This is a genomic window from Streptomyces sp. NPDC001315 (assembly GCF_042896175.1).
GTDB lineage: Bacteria > Actinomycetota > Actinomycetes > Streptomycetales > Streptomycetaceae > Streptomyces.
In genome coordinates this window covers 140,764-157,289 of record NZ_JBIAWZ010000014.1, presented here as the reverse complement: position 1 = coordinate 157,289, position 16,526 = coordinate 140,764, and the positions used below count along the sequence as shown (strand labels likewise).

At 72.3% G+C, this 16,526-nt stretch carries 18 protein-coding genes; 10 read left to right on the top strand and 8 right to left on the bottom strand.

The features are described 5' to 3' along the window. The first annotated feature begins 59 nt into the window (after positions 1-59). Positions 60-395, top strand: coding sequence for an ANTAR domain-containing protein (locus ACFY16_RS30760; RefSeq protein ID WP_390650451.1), 336 nt, complete (start codon positions 60-62; stop codon positions 393-395). Between the two features lie 49 nt (positions 396-444). Here the strand turns inward: ACFY16_RS30760 and ACFY16_RS30755 are convergent, their stop codons facing one another. Then, positions 445-1,266: an RNA polymerase sigma factor SigF gene (locus ACFY16_RS30755; protein ID WP_390650450.1), complete on the bottom strand. Its 822-nt coding sequence runs from the start codon at positions 1,264-1,266 to the stop codon at positions 445-447. Positions 1,267-1,605: 339 nt separating this feature from the next. Here ACFY16_RS30755 and ACFY16_RS30750 point away from each other — a divergent pair, with 339 nt between their 5' ends. The 4 genes from ACFY16_RS30750 to ACFY16_RS30735 all read left to right on the top strand — a co-directional run bounded on the left by ACFY16_RS30750 (position 1,606) and on the right by ACFY16_RS30735 (position 4,453). Continuing rightward, positions 1,606-2,061, top strand: coding sequence for a MarR family winged helix-turn-helix transcriptional regulator (locus tag ACFY16_RS30750; protein WP_390650449.1), 456 nt, complete (start codon positions 1,606-1,608; stop codon positions 2,059-2,061). After that, a complete protein-coding gene (locus ACFY16_RS30745) occupies positions 2,058-2,918 on the top strand; it encodes an ABC transporter ATP-binding protein (RefSeq protein WP_390650448.1) in 861 nt (286 codons plus the stop codon). The genes ACFY16_RS30750 and ACFY16_RS30745 overlap by 4 nt, the downstream gene beginning before the upstream one ends. Beyond that, positions 2,878-3,738 (top strand): ABC transporter permease, encoded by an 861-nt coding sequence (locus ACFY16_RS30740; protein WP_390650447.1) that lies wholly within the window; start codon positions 2,878-2,880, stop codon positions 3,736-3,738. The genes ACFY16_RS30745 and ACFY16_RS30740 overlap by 41 nt, the downstream gene beginning before the upstream one ends. 193 nt (positions 3,739-3,931) lie before the next feature. Then, entirely contained in the window at positions 3,932-4,453 is a 522-nt protein-coding gene (locus tag ACFY16_RS30735) for a hypothetical protein (RefSeq protein WP_390650446.1), read from the top strand. Between the two features lie 27 nt (positions 4,454-4,480). Here the strand turns inward: ACFY16_RS30735 and hemC are convergent, their stop codons facing one another. Further along, on the bottom strand, positions 4,481-5,416 hold the full coding sequence (gene hemC / locus ACFY16_RS30730; RefSeq protein ID WP_390650445.1) for a hydroxymethylbilane synthase: 936 nt from the start codon (positions 5,414-5,416) through the stop codon (positions 4,481-4,483). Between the two features lie 166 nt (positions 5,417-5,582). Further along, positions 5,583-6,827: an MFS transporter gene (locus ACFY16_RS30725; protein WP_390650444.1), complete on the bottom strand. Its 1,245-nt coding sequence runs from the start codon at positions 6,825-6,827 to the stop codon at positions 5,583-5,585. Positions 6,828-6,935: 108 nt separating this feature from the next. On the opposite strand from ACFY16_RS30725, the gene ACFY16_RS30720 reads away from it, so the two are divergent. Beyond that, positions 6,936-7,925, top strand: a complete 990-nt coding sequence (locus tag ACFY16_RS30720) for a DUF5937 family protein (RefSeq protein ID WP_390650443.1) — start codon at positions 6,936-6,938, stop codon at positions 7,923-7,925. Positions 7,926-8,160: 235 nt separating this feature from the next. Here the strand turns inward: ACFY16_RS30720 and ACFY16_RS30715 are convergent, their stop codons facing one another. From ACFY16_RS30715 to ACFY16_RS30705, 3 genes are all read right to left on the bottom strand, one after another. After that, positions 8,161-8,937 carry an NPP1 family protein gene (locus ACFY16_RS30715; protein ID WP_390650442.1) on the bottom strand — a complete coding sequence of 259 codons (777 nt, stop codon included), beginning with the start codon at positions 8,935-8,937 and terminating at the stop codon, positions 8,161-8,163. Positions 8,938-9,080: 143 nt separating this feature from the next. Continuing rightward, complete coding sequence (locus ACFY16_RS30710) at positions 9,081-10,061, bottom strand: ATP-dependent DNA ligase (RefSeq protein ID WP_390650441.1); 981 nt, start codon at positions 10,059-10,061, stop codon at positions 9,081-9,083. Between the two features lie 82 nt (positions 10,062-10,143). Next, positions 10,144-10,833 (bottom strand): response regulator, encoded by a 690-nt coding sequence (locus tag ACFY16_RS30705; protein WP_390650440.1) that lies wholly within the window; start codon positions 10,831-10,833, stop codon positions 10,144-10,146. Positions 10,834-11,376: 543 nt separating this feature from the next. Between ACFY16_RS30705 and ACFY16_RS30700 the strand changes: the two genes are divergently transcribed. Next, positions 11,377-11,901, top strand: a complete 525-nt coding sequence (locus tag ACFY16_RS30700; RefSeq protein ID WP_390650439.1) for a MarR family winged helix-turn-helix transcriptional regulator — start codon at positions 11,377-11,379, stop codon at positions 11,899-11,901. Positions 11,902-11,923: 22 nt separating this feature from the next. Here ACFY16_RS30700 and ACFY16_RS30695 read toward each other — a convergent pair whose 3' ends face one another. Then, positions 11,924-12,544 (bottom strand): HAD family hydrolase, encoded by a 621-nt coding sequence (locus ACFY16_RS30695; RefSeq protein WP_390650438.1) that lies wholly within the window; start codon positions 12,542-12,544, stop codon positions 11,924-11,926. A gap of 165 nt (positions 12,545-12,709) precedes the next feature. On the opposite strand from ACFY16_RS30695, the gene ACFY16_RS30690 reads away from it, so the two are divergent. The 3 genes from ACFY16_RS30690 to ACFY16_RS30680 all read left to right on the top strand — a co-directional run bounded on the left by ACFY16_RS30690 (position 12,710) and on the right by ACFY16_RS30680 (position 15,980). Next, entirely contained in the window at positions 12,710-13,090 is a 381-nt protein-coding gene (locus ACFY16_RS30690; RefSeq protein WP_390650437.1) for a DoxX family protein, read from the top strand. After that, on the top strand, positions 13,087-13,554 hold the full coding sequence (locus tag ACFY16_RS30685; protein WP_390650436.1) for a peroxiredoxin: 468 nt from the start codon (positions 13,087-13,089) through the stop codon (positions 13,552-13,554). Before ACFY16_RS30690 ends, ACFY16_RS30685 begins: the two co-directional genes overlap by 4 nt. Before the next feature lie 86 nt (positions 13,555-13,640). Next, positions 13,641-15,980 (top strand): SpoIIE family protein phosphatase, encoded by a 2,340-nt coding sequence (locus ACFY16_RS30680; protein ID WP_390650435.1) that lies wholly within the window; start codon positions 13,641-13,643, stop codon positions 15,978-15,980. On the opposite strand, the gene ACFY16_RS30675 is transcribed toward ACFY16_RS30680, so the two are convergent. After that, positions 15,981-16,415, bottom strand: coding sequence for a cupin domain-containing protein (locus tag ACFY16_RS30675; RefSeq protein WP_390650434.1), 435 nt, complete (start codon positions 16,413-16,415; stop codon positions 15,981-15,983). Positions 16,416-16,526: the final 111 nt, after the last annotated feature.

The window sequence follows — 16,526 nt, the reverse complement described above, 5'->3', positions numbered from 1 at the left end:
CCGGGCGCCTGCCGAGTACCCCCGGTGGCGGAGGGTCGCACGCGTGCCACGATGGAAGCGTGGCACGACTACCGGACGAGCCGACGGACGAGACGGACCGCATCTTCAAGCTCCAGGAGGAGATCGACCAGCTCAAGGAGGCTGTCGCCTCCCATGCCGTCGTGGACCAGGCGATCGGCATGGTCGTCGCACTGGGACGGGTGACACCGGACCAGGGGTGGTTGGTGCTGAAGGAGGTCTCCCAGCACACGAACATCAAACTGCGCAGTGTCGCGGAGATGATCCTGTTCTGGGGGCGCAGCGGGGAGATGCCCCCGGAAGTCCGTGCGGAGCTGGAGGGCGCCCTGGACCGCCACGGCCCCACACAGATTCCGGGCGCACCACCGGCCGGGTGACGCACCCGTGCGTCACCCGGCCGGTGGTGCGCCCGGACGGTCGGCATGTTCAGTCGGGCTCCTGTTCCGCCTCTGCCTCCCTCTCGGCCTCGGCCAGGATCTCCTCGCGCAGCTGGGCGAAGCAGCCGCTGAGCAGCCGCGAGACGTGCATCTGGGAGATGCCGAGCTGCTCCGCGATGGTGCTCTGGGTCATGCCTCCGAAGAAGCGCAGGTACAGGATCGTGCGTTCGCGCTCCGGCAGCGCCTGCAGGCAGGGGGTCACGGACACCCGGTCCACCACGGTGTCGTAGCCCGGGTCCGGGCCGCCGATCGCGTCCGCGAGGACGTAACCGTCGGTGCCGGGCATCTCCGCCTCCAGCGACAGCGCGGTGAAGCAGTCCAGGGCCTCCATGCCGGTGCGCACCTCGTCCTCGCTGAGCTGGGCGTGCTCGGCGATCTCGGCCACGGTGGGAGGGCGTCCCGGGGTGGTCTGCGCCAGCTCCTTCGCGGCCTTCCGCACGTGGTTGCGCAGATCCTGGACGCGGCGGGGAACGTGCAGCGTCCACATGTGGTCGCGGAAGTGGCGTTTGATCTCGCCGGTGATGGTCGGCACGGCGTACGCCTCGAAGGCCCGGCCCCGGGCCGGGTCGTAGTGGTCGACGGCCTTGACGAGTCCCAGGGCCGCCACCTGGTAGAGGTCCTCGAGGGTCTCGCCCCGGCCACGGAACCGGACAGCGATCCGCTCGGCCATGGGCAGCCAGAGCCGGACCAGCTCGTCCCGCAGTGCTTTGCGCTCGGGGCTCGTCGGCAGTCGCACAAGCCGTTCGAAGGATTCGGTGGTGTCAGGGGCGTCGTCGTGCGGATGCTGTTTCGTTCTGATGGCGGTACGCATCTGCGCGCCTCCCTCAGCGGGTGCTGGGTGGACAGACACCGTGGGAGACGCGCGCTCGGGCCGTGCGGAGGGAAGCCGGGACCGGCGAGCGGATTCCCGCGGACGTGCCTCCTGTCCGAAGCACTGAAATTTCGATTCCCCGGCTCGGCGTCCCCAAAACAATTACTTGAATGATTGCCGGAGCGACACGTTATGAATTCGAGGGAATTCGTGAAGTGAAATTCCTGTGGGGCTCTGCAGGCGGTCCTCAGGACCGGCCTGGGGGTCGCCCTGGGGCGGCCTCCGCTCTTGACCGTCCCTTGGTGTCGGGTACCTCTGACACAGAGGTAATCTCGGGGTGTGGAGCAGGAGACCTTTCCCCAGGAGCTGGCAGACGCGCTGGTCGGGGTGCAGCGGCTGATGCGGCGCCGGCTGCGCGCCGGGCTGACCGTGCCGCGGATGCGCGGCGCCGAGGTGGAACTGCTGCGCCTGGTCGAGACACGGCCCGGCATCGGCGTCTCGGACGCCGCCAAGGAGCTGTACCTGGCGGGCAATTCCGTGTCGACCCTGGTCAACCAGTTGGTCCGGGACGGCTACTTGATCCGCGAGACCGACCCCGCCGACCGGCGGGCCGCCCGACTGCTGCTGACCGAGGCCGCCGAGGCCCGGCTGCGTGCCTGGCAGGAACGGCGCGCCGACCTCGTACGGCGGCATGTGTCCCGGCTCGACGAGACGGACCGGGAGGCGCTGCGCGCGGCCGTCCCGGCCCTGCGCAAGCTGGCCGTCACCCTGCGCAAGGAGGCCGAGGAGTCATGACCCAGGACGCTGCCGCCGAACCGGTCGAGGCCGTCACCTGCACACGGCTCGCCTACGCCTTCGGCGCGACGAACGCCGTCGACGGCCTCGACCTCTCGGTCGGGGAAGGCGAGATCTTCGGACTGCTCGGCCCGAACGGCGCCGGCAAGACCACCGCGATCCGCTGCATCACCACGCTCCTGCCGGTCCCGGCCGGCATGGTCCGCGTCTTCGGCCACGACGCGGCCAGGGAACAGATGGCCGTACGGCGTCTGCTGGGCTACGTACCGCAGCAGCTGTCCGCCGACGCCGGACTCACCGGCCGGGAGAACGTCGCCCTGTTCGCCCGCGTCTTCGACGTGCCGCGCCGCGAACGCGCCGAACGCGTCGGCCAGGCCCTGGCCGCGGTGGACCTCGAGGACGCCGCCGACCGCCTGGCGGGCACCTACTCCGGCGGCATGGTCCGCCGCCTCGAACTCGCCCAGGCGCTGGTCAGCGCGCCCCGCCTGCTGATTCTGGACGAGCCGACGATCGGCCTCGACCCGATCGCCCGTACCGGAGTCTGGGACCACATCAACGCCGTACGCGCGGCCACCGGCATGACGGTCCTGGTGACCACGCACTACATGGACGAGGCCGACCAGTACTGCGATCGGGTCGGTCTGATGCACCACGGCCGCATCCGGGCCCTTGGCACTCCGGCCGAACTCCGCCAGGGACTCGGCGAACGCCGCCGCGCCGAGGGCGCGGCGGCCACGGACACGCTGCCGACGCTGGAAGACGTCTTCCGTGATGTCGCCGGCAGCGGCCTCGACGACCAGTCAGGAGACTTCCGCGATGTCCGAAGCACCCGCCGCACCGCGCACCGCGTCGGCTGACCGAGTCCCGCGGAAGGACATCGGCCTGCTGCTCCGGCCGCCCCGGCCCCGCGCGGGCTGGCGGCTGCTGCCCGCCCGCGTGGGAGCGATGTGCGCGGTCGAACTGCAGAAGCTGCGCCACGACCGCACGGAGCTGTACACCCGCGCGGTCCAGCCCGCGCTCTGGCTGCTGATCTTCGGTCAGACCTTCACCCGTATCAAGGCGATACCCACCGAAGGCATCCCCTACATCGACTACCTCGCGCCCGGCATCATCGCCCAGTCCGCGATGTTCATCGCCATCTTCTACGGCATCCAGATCATCTGGGAGCGCGACGCCGGCATCCTCAACAAGCTGCTCGTCACGCCCACTCCACGCTCGGCCCTCATCACCGGCAAGGCGTTCGCGGCCGGCGTGAAGTCGCTGATCCAGGCGATCGTGGTCGTCGTCATCGCCGCGATCCTCGGCGTCGCACTGACCTGGAACCCGCTGAAGCTGCTCGGCGTCGCCGCGGCCGTGATCCTCGGATCGGCCTTCTTCTCCTGCCTGTCGATGACCATCGCCGGCATCGTGCTCAGCCGCGACCGGCTCATGGGCTTCGGCCAGGCGATCACGATGCCGCTGTTCTTCGGCTCCAACGCCCTCTACCCGGTGTCCGTCATGCCGGGCTGGCTCCAGGCCGTCAGCAAGGTCAACCCCCTGAGCTACCAGGTCGACGCCCTGCGCGGCCTCCTCCTCGGCACGCACGCGCACCTCGCGGCCGACTTCGGTGTGCTCCTTGTGGCCGCCGCGCTCGGCATCGCCGCCGCCTCCTCGCTGCTGGGCCGACTGGCCCGCTGACCTCACCCTCGGGAACGTGATGTGCGGCACGCCGCGCGCATGCAACCGCACGGTCCGGAAGCGGATTCTTCCTGCGCACGGCTTGATCAACGATCAAATGCGGCGAATTCCCTGGCCATAGCGCATTCTGCTCATTTGACAGTGCAGTGAGCGCACGGATAGGAAGCAGCCTCAGAGGTCGAGAGGTAGGACTGTGTACGAGCCGAACGTGGTCGGGGACTGGCAGGAGTACGACGAGCATGCCGGTCTGCGTGTCCGCGTCCACGGACTGGAGCCGGCCGAGCCCCCGCGCGGCCGTGACGACGCCGCCGAGGGGATGACGTACTTCCGCCTCCGTGTGACCGTCGAGAACCGGGGCGAGCGGCATTTCGGCATCCACCTCGAGGACGGCCAGATCGACGTGCGCATCGGTCCCGACGGCGAGAGCGCGTTCATCGACTGGCGCAACACGCAGTTCATCGAGGGCTTCGACGTCTACCCGCTGCGCCGGGCCACCGCCGTGCTGTACGCCGCCGGCCCCGAGCCCTCCCTCGGTCAGGTCGACGTGCAGATCCAGCTGCGGGTCGACGAGGAGTGGGCCGACCGCAGGCTGTGGACCGGCGGACTCGGCCTGCACGAGGGGACCGCCGGCGCCCCCGCCGGTGCGGCACGGGACAGCCTGGCCCGCCAGGTGAGCAACTTCCTGCGGGACCAGGCCGAAGAGGGCACCGCCTGACGCGGTCGCGTCCGACGCGGTCCCGCCTCAGTGCGGGATGCCGTCGATGATCTCGCGGGCGCCCTGCCGGAGCAGCGCGACGGCGACCGACGTGCCCAGGGTGGCCGGGTCGAGCCGCCCCGCCCACTCGTGGGCGTTCAGCCGGGTCTTACCGTCCGGAGTGAACACGCAGGCCCGCAGGGACAGTTCGCCGCTGCGGTCCACGTGCGCGAACCCGGAGATCGGGCTGTTGCAGTGCCCCTGGAGCACATGGAGGAACATGCGTTCCGCGGTGGCCTCCCGATGGGTGGCGGGGTCGCCGAGCCCGCTGACGGCGTCGATGAGCGCGGTGTCGCCCTCACGGCACTGCAGGGCGAGGATGCCCGCACCGATCGGCGGCATCATCGTCTCCGGCGACAGCACCTCGCTGATCACGTCCTGTCGGCCGATGCGCTCCAGACCCGACACCGCCAGCAGCAGCGCGTCCGCCTCACCGGCCGCCAGCTTCTCCAGCCGCCGGTTGGCGTTGCCGCGGAACGGCACGCACTCCAGGTGCGGGTGGGTGGCCGCCAGCTGGGCGACGCGGCGCACCGAGGACGTGCCGACACGGGTACCCGCGGGGAGTTCGTCGAGGGTGAGCCCGCCGGGGTGGACGAGGGCGTCGCGGATGTCGTCCCGCTTCAGGAACGCGGCGAACACCGTGCCCGCGGGGAGCGGCCGGTCCGCCGGGACGTCCTTGACGCAGTGCACCGCGAGATCGGCCTCCTCGGCGAGCAGCGCCGCGTCGACCTCCTTGGTGAACGCGCCCTTGCCCTCGACCTTGGACAAGTCACCCATCCACTTGTCGCCGGTCGTCTTCACGGGTACGACCTCGGTGCGCACACCGGGGTGGAGCACCGCCAACTCGGCGCGTACCCGCTCCACTTGGGCGAGCGCCATGGGCGAGTCGCGGGAGACGATGCGGATCAGTTCGGGGACCGGCATGCGGACACGATAGCCCCTCGGAGGCGTCCCTCAGGCGCATACCCTGCTCAATGGGGCACCGGCAGGCTGTAGCGGATCTTCTCGATCGAGCCCCCCGAGGCGGTCGTAGAAGCGGATCGCTCTCCGGACAGCCGACGGCTGCTCCTCGTGAAGATCCATTCGCACATCATGGGGTGCCGGTGCGCGGGCGTCCATGGCCGGGGCCGGCCTCGGGCAGGGGGGTATCGCGGGGACCGGCTTCGGGCAGAGGTGTGGCGGCGGGTGCGGGCCAGGTCAGTACCGCGAGCGCGGTCACCGTGAGGAGCCCGCCCGCCAGGAACGCCCCGCGCGCCCCGGCCGCGGGCAGCAGGGCACCGCCCAGCAACGCACCCACGGCCACGCCCACGTTGAAGGCCGCCGAGTTCGCCGCGAGGGCCGACTCGGTGCGTCCCGGCGCCACCCGCAGGATCTGGCTCTGCGTCGCCATGAAAACCGGCCCGACGGACGCCCCCAGCAGCATGAGCAGTGCGACGACGGCCACCTCGCTGCGTGCGCCCGCGTACAGGCCGAGCAGGGCCGCCGCCTGGGCTGCCACCGGCACGGTCAGCGTGCCGCGCGGGAAGCGGTCCAGCAGCGGCCCGGTCACGGTGACGCCGGCCAGCCCCGCCGCCCCGAACGCCATCAGCACGGCGCTCACCGAGCCCGCGGCGAACCCGGTCACGTCCTCGAGGAAGACGGCGACGTACGTGAACCCGGCGAAGGCCCCGGTCACCGACAGCGCGGTGGTGGCGAGGACGACGGTGAACCGGCGCCGGTCGGGCGCGGCGCCGTACGCCGAGTGGCTCTCCTGCGGACGGGACGTCGGCAGCAGCACGGCGATCACCACGAGGGAGACCACGGCGAGCGCCCCGAGCACCGCGAACGGCACCCGCCAGCCGCCGTGCGCGCCCAGCCAGGTCCCGGCCGGCACCCCGAGGACCGTGGCCAGCGACCCGCCCACGGACAGCAGGCCGATGATCCGCCCCCGGCGCTCCGGCGGGAACAGCCCGACGGCGACCGGCCCCATCACCGCCCAGAACAGCGCCTGCGCGAGCGCGGTCGCCAGCCGGGAGGCCAGCAGCAGCCCGTACGAGACGCCGCCCAGCGCCGAGACCCAGCTGGCCACGGAGAGGAGCCCCAACAGCCCGGCGAGGAGATACCGGCGGGGCACGGACCGGGTGACGTGCGCGACGGGCAGCGACACCACGGCCACGGTCAACCCGTACCCGGTGACCAGTACGCCCACCGCCGCGAGCGGTACCCGCAGGTCGGCCGCCATCAGGGAGAGCAGGCCGACGGGGAGGTTCTCGGTGGTGTTGAAGGTGAACGCCGCCAGCATCAGGGCCGCGACGACGGCGGCCCTGTGCCACGCGGGCGGACGTAGGCTGCCCATGGATGTGCCTTTCCGGAGCGGAGGTCGGCGACCGGGGGCCAGCGTGTCGGGCAGCGGACGGCGCGCTCTACTCTTTCGGCCGGGGACGAATCGCTCACGGAGGCCGCCTTGCCGCTGACCCTGCACCTGGGCACCGACGACCTGACGCGCTGCCGGTTCGCGATCTCCCCGCTGTGCCAGACCCACGAGGCGCTGCGGCTGCTGCGTCGGCCCGCCCGGCACGGCTACCACCGGGCCTGGCTGCGCCGGATGCGGCGGACCGTGGCAGGGCTCGACCTGGCGCCGCTGTGGCTGTTCATCCCGCGCGCCGGCGGCTACACCCCCGACTTCCTCGGCGCGCCTCCCGAGGAGCCGTATCCCTCCTTCGAGGACGAAGTGGCCCGGATGCGGGCCACGGACCCCGCCCTCGCCCACGCGGAGATGGCCCGCTCGCTCGCCTGCGTCCCGGGGCTCGCCGACTCCCCGCAGGGGCGCGCCGCCCTCGACGACCCCGCCGGGACCGTACGGCGGCTCGCCGATCTCACCGAACGGGCCTGGCACGCCCTCCTCGCTCCGGACTGGCCGCGCCATCGGGCCGTCCTGGAGGCCGACATCGCCCACCGCTCCCGGCAGACCGCGGACGGCGGACTGGACGCGCTGCTCACGGGACTGCACCCCGGTATCGACTGGGCCGGTGACACCCTCACCCTGCGGATGTACGGCGATCTCGCGGAGGCGCAGGGAGCCGACGGCCGGGGCGTACTGCTCATGCCGAGCGTGTTCGTCTGGCCGGACGTGGTCAGCGGTTTCGCCCGCCCCTGGCAGCCGACCGTGATCTATCCCGCCCGCGGTATGGGCCGGTTGCGTGCCGCGCCGGTCCCGCCTCCGTCGGACGCGCTCGCCCGCCTGCTGGGCGTCGGGCGGGCCGCCGTTCTGGCCGGGCTGACCGCCCCCTCCTCGACCACGGAGCTGGCCCGCCGGCACGCGCTGGCGCCGTCGTCGGTGTCCGCCCACCTCTCGGTCCTGCGCGAGGCGGGGCTCGTCGAGTCACGGCGCCAGGGTTACTACGTGCTCTACCGGCGGACCGGGCTGGGAGACGCGCTGGTGGACCGCGGCTGAGGTGCTCGGTCAGCTTCTGCGGTCCGTGTTCCCGCCGCACCCGGTGCCGCGACGAAACCCCGCCGTGAGACTCCGGCCCGCCCCGCCCTGTGCCGACCGCCGCCACGTCATGGCCTCCCGTCCTCCCGTGCGCCGTGCTCCTGCGCTCCCGGGGACGCGGTGGCTCCGGGAGCCTGGAGTGCGAGCGGGGCGGCGATCGGTGGCGTGCGGTCAGGCGTGGGGGTCGGGCGTGGCGTCAGGCGTTGGGGTCGAACGCGATTCCGGACGGCTTCGCCGAGGAGAGATGCGCGGCGAAGTTGCTGTCCTTCAGGCCGAAGTTGGCGCTGCCGAAGTCGTAGGCGCTCAGCTTGTCGCGCAGGCCCGCAGGGTAGCCGTTCCAGCCGACGAGCGGCGGGTACTGCCAGGTGCCCTTGTGGTTCTCCGGCGGCTCGTCGTTGGTGTTGGCCAGCCGGAAGCAGTGCGTGCTGATGCCGTCCTTGTGATAGACGATCTTCGCGTGAGTGCCGTCGAAGCGGACGGTGGACGCGGCGTGCACGGTGAAGGAGCCATGGTTGGAGGTCGAGACGTACTGGACCTGGTTGTTCTGCACCCACACGACGACGTGCTCCCAGTCGTGCCGGTGGCCGCCGAGGCTGCTCCCGGCCACCGCCTGGTCCTTCTCGAAGTACAGGCCGTACATGTAGGCGCACCAGCCGTTGTTGCACTTGTAGCGCGAGTAGCTGTTGGTGTTGTCGAGGTCCGAGGCGTCCCGGCACTGGCCGTTGAGGGCGCCGGTCGGGTTGAGGCCGCCGTTGACCGTTCCGTCGGGGCCGATGGCCGGCGTCGGGTAGCAGCCGTCCGTGTCGTAGTCGAAGGCGGGCTGGTACGTCAGCTCCGCGGCCTCGGCGTTGGCGGGCAGCGCCTGGGGCGGTGCGGCGAAGGCGGCGGTGGGGAAGGCGACGACGAGGGCGGCGGCCCCGGCGAGGCCGGTGAACCATCTCCTGCGGTGTGCCTTGAACTTCAGTGACGACACTGCGTCCTCCTCTTGGTCCGGGCGCAGCCCAACGGCTGTGGGGGGATGGGGAGTTCAGCTTCCCCGGTTTCCACTTCCGGGCCAAGGGGTCGCGTGCGTACCGGCGGTGAAGCGCAGCCCAACATTCGGACCATGACGGTGTGTCAGGGGAGGTCGTCCGGCAGGTCGGCCGCCGACTCCTCGGGCGCGAGGTCCGGGCGCAGCCGCAGCCAGGACGGCTGGCGCAGCATCCCGGAACGGGTGCGGGTGCTGTAGCGGACCTCGCCGACCAGCCGGGGGAGCACCCAGTGCGCGCCCGCGACCGGAGGCACGGTGTCGAAGGGGCATCGGTCCGTCGCCGCGGCCCGCAGCAGTGCGGTGAGCTCGGTCCGCTCGGCCTCGCTCCAGCCGGTGCCCACGCTGCCGACATAGCGCAGGCGTCCCGCGGTGCGCTGTCCGACCAGGACGGCGCCGGGCAGGCCGGACAGCCGCCCCTTGCCGGGGACCCAGCCGCCGACGATCACGTCCTCGCTGCGCATGTTGCGGATCTTGATCCAGGCCCGGGAGCGCACCCCGGGCTCGTAGACGGAGTCCAGCCGCTTGCAGACGAGGCCCTCGAGGCCGTGCTCGCGGGTGGCCCGCAGCGCCTGCTCGCCGTGGCCGACGAGGGCGGCCGGTGTCGACCAGTACGGTCCGTGCAGGCCGAGTCCCTCCAGCTGCGTGCGCCGGCGGTGGTAGGGCTGCGTCAGCAGGGAGCGCGTGCCGAGGTGCATGACGTCGAACAGGACGAGATGGGCGGGGACTTCGGCGGCTCGGCGGGCGGCCCTGCGGGGCGCGTGGGCCAAGCCCATGCGCGACTGGAGCAACTGGAAGTCGGCGCGCCCGTGTTCGTCCAGCGCCAGGACCTCTCCGTCCAGTACCGCGGGCGTGCCGCCGAGCGCACCGCCCAGCGCCCGCAGTTCGGGGTAGGCGGCGGTGATGTCCTCCCCGGACCGGGCCCGCAGCAGCACGCTGTCCTCCCCGGCGAGATAGGCGACCACCCGCTGGCCGTCCTGCTTGGTCTCGTACGCCCAGCGCGCGTCCTGTGCGGCGGGCGGCAGGGTGCCGGGGGTGGCGAGCATGGGGGCGATCAGTGGCAGGGTCACGGGTGAGGTGTCGACGGGCCCGCGTCCCGTCACGCGTGCCGCCCGCCGGTTTCGCCTGAACGGCGCCGTCCGGTGGCCGGTCTCAGCGGTCGCGGGGTGGTGGCGGGGGCGCCTGGACGAGGCCCGACTGGTAGGCGATCACGACGAGTTGGGCCCGGTCGCGGGCGCCGAGCTTCGTCATGGCGCGGTGAACGTGGGTGCGCACCGTCAGCGGGCTGAGGAACAGCCGCTCGGCGATCTCATCGTTGGACCGGCCCTCCGCCGCCTGCGCCATCACCTCGCGTTCGCGGGCCGTGAGGGCGGCGAGGTCCTCGGGCGCGGCCAGTGGGGCACCCTGCGCGGGGGTGGCCAGGAAGCGGGAGACCAGGACGCGGGTGGCGAGCGGGGAGAGCAGGGACTCACCGGCGGCCACCGTCCGGATGCCCGCGAGCAGCGCGTCGGCGGTGACGTCCTTGCCGAGGAAGCCGCTCGCGCCCGCCCGAAGGGCCTGCGCGACGTACTCGTCGACCTCGAACGTGGTGAGGATCAGCACGCGGGTGCCGCTCAGGTCGGGGTCGGCGCAGATCGTGGTCGTGGCGGCGAGTCCGTCGGTGCCCGGCATGCGGATGTCCATCAGGACGACGTCGGGATGGTGGACGCGGGCCAGGGTGACGGCCTCGGCGCCGTCGGTGGCCTCGCCGACCACCTCCAGGTCGTCGCAGGAGTCGATCAGGATGCGGAAGGTGGCCCGCAGCAGGGCCTGGTCGTCGGCGAGCAGCACGCGGATGGTCATGGGGTCGGTTCAGTCCGTTTCTTGCGTGGGTCGGGCGTCGCGGTCCGGGGGCGGGTGGTCGGACCACCCGTGTCGCGGGACACGCGCGGCCCTCCCGGGGGAGGGGAGTGCCGACCACCTTGATCATGGACCCCGCCTGTCCCGGAAGCCGGTCACCACGGCTTACGCCGGGCCGGTCCCCATGGACGCTACCTCCTCAGTTTTCCGTGAGCCGGCTGCTCATGTCGTCGTGCCGCTGCCGACAGCCGGGCGTACTGAGAACGCAGTGGACGGGCGGTGGTGTGTCCTGCCCCGGTGGGACTGGAACGGGCCTGCGGTGTGCTGGGGCCGGGCTCGCGTCACCATGCGCACGGCAACTCCACGTCGATCTCCGTCGGTCCGCCCACCGGACTCGACACACGCACCGTCCCGTCGAGCGCCGCGGCCTGCCGGGGGTGACCAGGGGCCCCGCCCGCACCGTCGGCACCGGTTCGGCCCTGCTGCCGGAGAGAACGGGCGCGGCAAATTACTTGAGTTACGCAACAATATGGTAAAGTGGCTCGTATGACCACGTCACCGCTCCCCGCCCTTCCCTCCGCCTCCCCGGAAGTCGTCGAGATCGAGCGGGCGCTCACGCGCATCACGTATCTCAGTACCCGGGCCCGGCAGCACGACCGGCTCATGGGGCAGGCCGGGGTGCCGCTGGACCGGGCCGCCGTGGCGCTGCTGCGGCAGGTCGCCGACTCCGACCCGCTCCGCCCGGGGGAACTGGCCCAGCGGCTCGGGGTGGAGGCCTCGCACGTCACCCGCACGGTGCAGCAGCTGCAGAAGGTCGGCTACGTCACTCGCGTGCCGGACCCCGACGACGGCCGGGCGCAGCGCATCCAGCTCACCGACGCCGGCCGCCTGGCCGTCGGCCGGGTCCGGGACGCCGGCGCCCGTGGGATGCAGCTGGCGCTCGCCGACTGGTCGCCGGAGGAGCTGCGCCAGCTCGCCACGCTCTTCCACCGCATGGTCGACGACTTCCTCTCGTACGCCGTCGACGACGACACCGAGCACCAGGCCACCACCTCGGCCGGCAGCGCCTGACACCGGACGGCGCTCTCGCCGGTCACTGTGTCCAGGCCGCGCCGTCCAGATGCGCGTTGATACGGGCGACGGTCTCGGCGTTGTCCTCGAACAGGTGGGCCCGTAGGCCCGCCGCGCGCGCGGCCTCGACGTTCGGCGGGAAGTCGTCGACGAAGAGACAGTCGCCGGCCCGCACCTCCAGACGTGCGCACGCGATCGCGAAGGCCCGTGGATCGGGCTTGCACACGCCGATCTCGTGGGAGTAGATGATCTCGTCGACGAGTGTGTCGAACCCGTACCGATCCGCTTCGAGCCGGCGAGCGCCCACGAAGCTGTTGCTGAGGATTCCCAGCCGGCACCGGGGCCGCAACTCCGCCACGAAGTCGATGAGCTCCGTGTTCGGCGTCCCCAGGTACGCTCCCCACAACTCCGCCATGAAGGAGTGCACCTCGTCCGGGCCGAGGCCCAGCCGGGCGGCGACCTGCGCGTGCACCTCGGCCTCGTCGACCGCTCCGACGGCTCCCGCCGCCCAGACATCGGCGAGCCGCCCGTCCGCGGTACCGGGCGCCAGCCCCAGCCGCTCGTCCCAGTGGCGCAGCCACCCCGTCTGCGGGGTGATCTCCAGGACTCCTCCGATGTCGAGAATCACGCAGCGTGTGTCCATACGGGCTCCCTCGTTCGCTCGGCCCTGTCCGCACCCACCGTCGGGCCTCCCCCATGGGCAAGGTCAACTGGCCCGGCAGGCAAGGCGCTCCGGTGGAGCACCCGGCGCACCCCACCGTCTCTACCGTCGAGTAATATCGCGCGGCAGGTCGTCAGAGGAGGAACCGTGTCACGGTCCGAACGCTCGCCCCTGCTGCTCGCCGGTCTGCTGGCCGCCGCGGGCACCGCCCACTTCGCCAGACCACGTCAGTTCGATGCCACCGTGCCGCGTGCGCTGCCCGGCTCGCCCCGGACCTGGACATACGCGAGTGGAGTCGCCGAACTGGCCCTCGCGGCAGGCCTGGCGGTGCCGCGGACCCGGCGGGCGGCAGCCCTGGCCGCCGCGGCGTTCTTCGTCGGCGTGTTCCCCGCCAACGTGAAGATGGCCGTGGACTGGCGCCACCGTCCCGCCCCGCAGAAGGCCGCCGCCATCGGCCGGCTGCCCCTTCAGGTGCCCCTCGTGCTGTGGGCCCGCAGCGTCGCCCAGAGTGCGGAGGGCCGGTCGTGAGCGCGCAGATCGAGGTAGGAACCCGGGTCGAGGACTTCACGCTCCCGGACGAGACCGGCACCGTACGCAGTCTGTCCGAGCTGCTTGCCGACGGCCCCGTCGTTCTTTTCTTCTACCCGGCCGCCCTGACCGCCGGCTGCACCGCGGAGGCCTGCCACTTCCGTGACCTGGCGGCCGAGTTCGCCGAAGCGGGCGGGCGTCCGGTGGGGATCAGCGGCGACTCCGTCGACCGGCAGCAGGAGTTCGCCGGCCGCCACACGCTCGGCATGCCCCTGCTGTCCGACGCCGACGGGACGGTCCGGGAGCGGTTCGGGGTGAAGCGGGGGTTCTCACTGGCTCCCACCAAACGGGTCACCTTCGTCATCGCACAGGACCGCACCGTCCTGGAGGTCGTGCGCAGCGAGCTGCGGATGAACACACACGCCGACCGGGCCCTTGCCGCGTTGCGCGCGCATCGGGGGTAGACCGTCCCGGGCGCCGCACGGCGCTCGGCGGCCAGGACGGGTCCACGCGCTTGATGCGGTGCGACAATCGGATCATCCTGGACGATATGGAGCATGTCACCGCTGTGGTGGTGGTCGATGCCCGGGGTGTCGTGACCGGCTGGAGCGAAGGTGCCCGCTTGCTGACGGGCTACGCCGCCGACGAGGTCGTGGGCCGTCAGGCACGCGACCTGCTCGCCGAGGACGTCCGGGCCGACTCCTCGGCCACGCTGACCGGTGCCGCCGTACTGCGCCACCGCGACGGCTCCAGCGTCCCCCTCCACCTCAAGGCCTGCCCCGTGCTGGGCCCGGACGGCACCCCCGGCGGACATGTGGTGACCGCCGAGCGGCCCGGCGGGCCGGAGCCCGGTCTGGCGGGACAGGCGTTCCAGCAGGCGTCCATGTCGATGTCGGTCTTCGACACCCGGCAGTGCTACCTCCGCCTCAACGACGTGGCCTGCCAGGTGATGGGAGTACCCGAGGAGGTCCTGCTCGGCCGGTACTTCCCGGACACCGTGGAGGACGCCGAGCACAGCCGGGGCTTCCTGGCCAATCTGCGCCAGGTCGCCGAGACGGGCAGGCCGGTCAGCTACGAGAGCTGCACGGCCGCGTCCGCCCCGAACCGGGAGCACGCCTGGAGCATCGAGATGTGGCCCGTACGGGACTCCGCCGGAGAACTGACCGGGGTCGCCCTAGCGGCACTCGACAGCACCGAGCAGTACTGGGCCCGGCGGCGGCTGGCGCAGCTGAACGAGGCGGCGGCCGCCCTCGGCACCACCCTGGACGCCGTGCGCACCACCGAGGAACTGGTGGAACTCCTGGTGCCGAAGCACGCCGACTTCGCCAGCGTGGACCTGCTCGACTGGGTCCTCGGGGCGGGTGAACCGCCCAGGGTGCCGGACGGCGAGACCGTGCTGCGCCGGGTCGCTCACCGCTCCGTCACCGAGGGCACACCGGAGGCGGCCGTACACGTCGGCGAGACGGACCTCTACCCGCCGTTCTGCCCGCCCGCGCGGGCGCTGCGGGAGGGGCGGGCGGTCCTCAGCCAGGCGGGCGAGCCGGACTTCGTCCGGTGGGTCGCCGAGTGCAACGCCCGCGCCCCCGAGGGCCGCCCCTTCCGCAGGGGTGTCCACTCGATGCTCGCGGTGCCGTTGCGGGCCCGCGGCACCACCCTGGGGGTCGCGGTGGCCGTCCGCATCGCACACCCCGACGACTACGCGGCCGACGACGCGGTGTTCGCCGAGCAGCTGGCCGGCCGCGCCGCCGTCTGCATCGACAACGCCCGTCGCTTCGCCCGCGAGCGCACGACCGCACTCGCCCTGCAGCACAGCCTGCTGCCCCGCAGACTGCCCGGGCAGTCCGCGGTCGACGTGGCCCACCGCTACCTGCCCAGCGGGTCGCTCGCCGGCGTCGGTGGCGACTGGTTCGACGTGATCCCGCTGTCCGGCAGCCGGGTGGCCCTGGTCGTCGGCGACGTCGTGGGACACGGCATCCCGTCCTCGGCGACCATGGGGCGTCTGTGCATGGCCGTGCGCACCCTCGCCGACGTGGACCTGGCGCCGGACGAACTCCTCACCCATCTCGACGACCTGGTCACCCACCTCGCGATGGACGACGCCGGCGACGAGGTCGCGGAGCTCGGCGCGACCTGTCTGTACGCCGTCTACGATCCCATCGCGCGCCGCCTGGCGCTGGCCTCCGCAGGCCATCCAGCCCCGGCGGTCGTCCTGCCCGACGGCACCGCACAGCTCATCGAGACGTCCCCCGGACCCCCGCTCGGGGTGGGCGGTCTGCCCTTCGAGGCGACCGAAGCGGAGCTGCCCGAGGGGGCGGTCGTCGCCCTCTACACGGACGGTCTGATCGAGCACCGAGACCGCGACATCGACCGCGCCACCGCCGAACTGTGCCGCGCGCTGACCGCGCGTACCGACACCCTCGACGCACTGTGCGACACCGTGATCAAGGCCGTGCTGCCGGAGGAGCCGAGCGACGACGTGGCCCTGTTGCTGGCCCGCACCCGCGCGCTGGGCGCGGACCGGGTCGCCACCTGGGACGTCCTCCCGGACCCCGCACACGTCGCCGTCACCCGGCAGGCCGCCACCGAGCAACTGGCCGCGTGGGGCCTGGAGGAGACGGCCTTCGTCACCGAACTCGTCGTCAGCGAACTGGTCACCAACGCCATCCGGTACGGCGAACCGCCCATCCAGCTCCGGCTGATCCGTGACCGCGCCCTCATCTGCGAGGTCTCCGACGGGAGTTCCACCTCCCCGCACCTGCGCCGTGCCCACGCCTTCGACGAGGGCGGGCGCGGTCTGCTGCTCGTCGCGCAGCTCACCCAGCGCTGGGGCAGTCGGCAGACCTCCAGGGGCAAGACGATCTGGGCCGAACAGTCGCTGCCGCCTGAGTGATCACTGGAACGGGCAACCCGGGTTCGGCGCGTCCTCGGAGAAAGGCGAGCCGTGCGGCAGCACGTAGAGCACGTCGAGGACGAGCGGGGTGTCGCCCAGGTTGCGGCCGAGATGGACGTCGTCCGGCCCGCCCGGCTCATGAAGAGAGCTGCCCGCGTGGTACACGCCGTCCGAAGCGCAACCGGAGCCGAAGTGGCTCAGCGTGCCCTGCCGCACGTAGGCGTACACAGGGCCGTCGTGGTAGTGCCAGCCCGTGCTCTGCCCGGGCGGCACCGTTATCTCCCGCAGGACGTAGTCGGTGTCGCCCACCGTGGTCTGGCTGATCACCCGGCCGCTCACCCCGGGGCCGGAGGGAGTGGCGTGGGCGGTGCCGCAGGCGAGGACGGTGGCGGCGGCCACCGCCCCGGTCATGGCGGTGCGGAGCAGGGTGCGCATACGGAAGGCCTCCTGGTGTGCGCGGGCGGGCGACGGCATGTCGCTGCGAACTTAGAGGCATAGCAGGGGTGTTCGGGCCGTATTCCGGAGATCCACCGCGTCAGGCGGCCG

Coding starts and splice junctions, on each gene's coding strand:
- ACFY16_RS30695 (WP_390650438.1), bottom strand. CDS start 12,544: ATGGACACACGCTGCGTGATTCTCGACATCGGAGGAGTCCTGGAGATC.
- ACFY16_RS30700 (WP_390650439.1), top strand. CDS start 11,377: ATGACCACGTCACCGCTCCCCGCCCTTCCCTCCGCCTCCCCGGAAGTC.
- ACFY16_RS30725 (WP_390650444.1), bottom strand. CDS start 6,827: ATGGGCAGCCTACGTCCGCCCGCGTGGCACAGGGCCGCCGTCGTCGCG.
- ACFY16_RS30755 (WP_390650450.1), bottom strand. CDS start 1,266: ATGCGTACCGCCATCAGAACGAAACAGCATCCGCACGACGACGCCCCT.
- ACFY16_RS30705 (WP_390650440.1), bottom strand. CDS start 10,833: ATGACCATCCGCGTGCTGCTCGCCGACGACCAGGCCCTGCTGCGGGCC.
- ACFY16_RS30745 (WP_390650448.1), top strand. CDS start 2,058: ATGACCCAGGACGCTGCCGCCGAACCGGTCGAGGCCGTCACCTGCACA.
- ACFY16_RS30675 (WP_390650434.1), bottom strand. CDS start 16,415: ATGCGCACCCTGCTCCGCACCGCCATGACCGGGGCGGTGGCCGCCGCC.
- ACFY16_RS30740 (WP_390650447.1), top strand. CDS start 2,878: ATGTCCGAAGCACCCGCCGCACCGCGCACCGCGTCGGCTGACCGAGTC.
- ACFY16_RS30680 (WP_390650435.1), top strand. CDS start 13,641: ATGGAGCATGTCACCGCTGTGGTGGTGGTCGATGCCCGGGGTGTCGTG.
- hemC (WP_390650445.1), bottom strand. CDS start 5,416: ATGCCGGTCCCCGAACTGATCCGCATCGTCTCCCGCGACTCGCCCATG.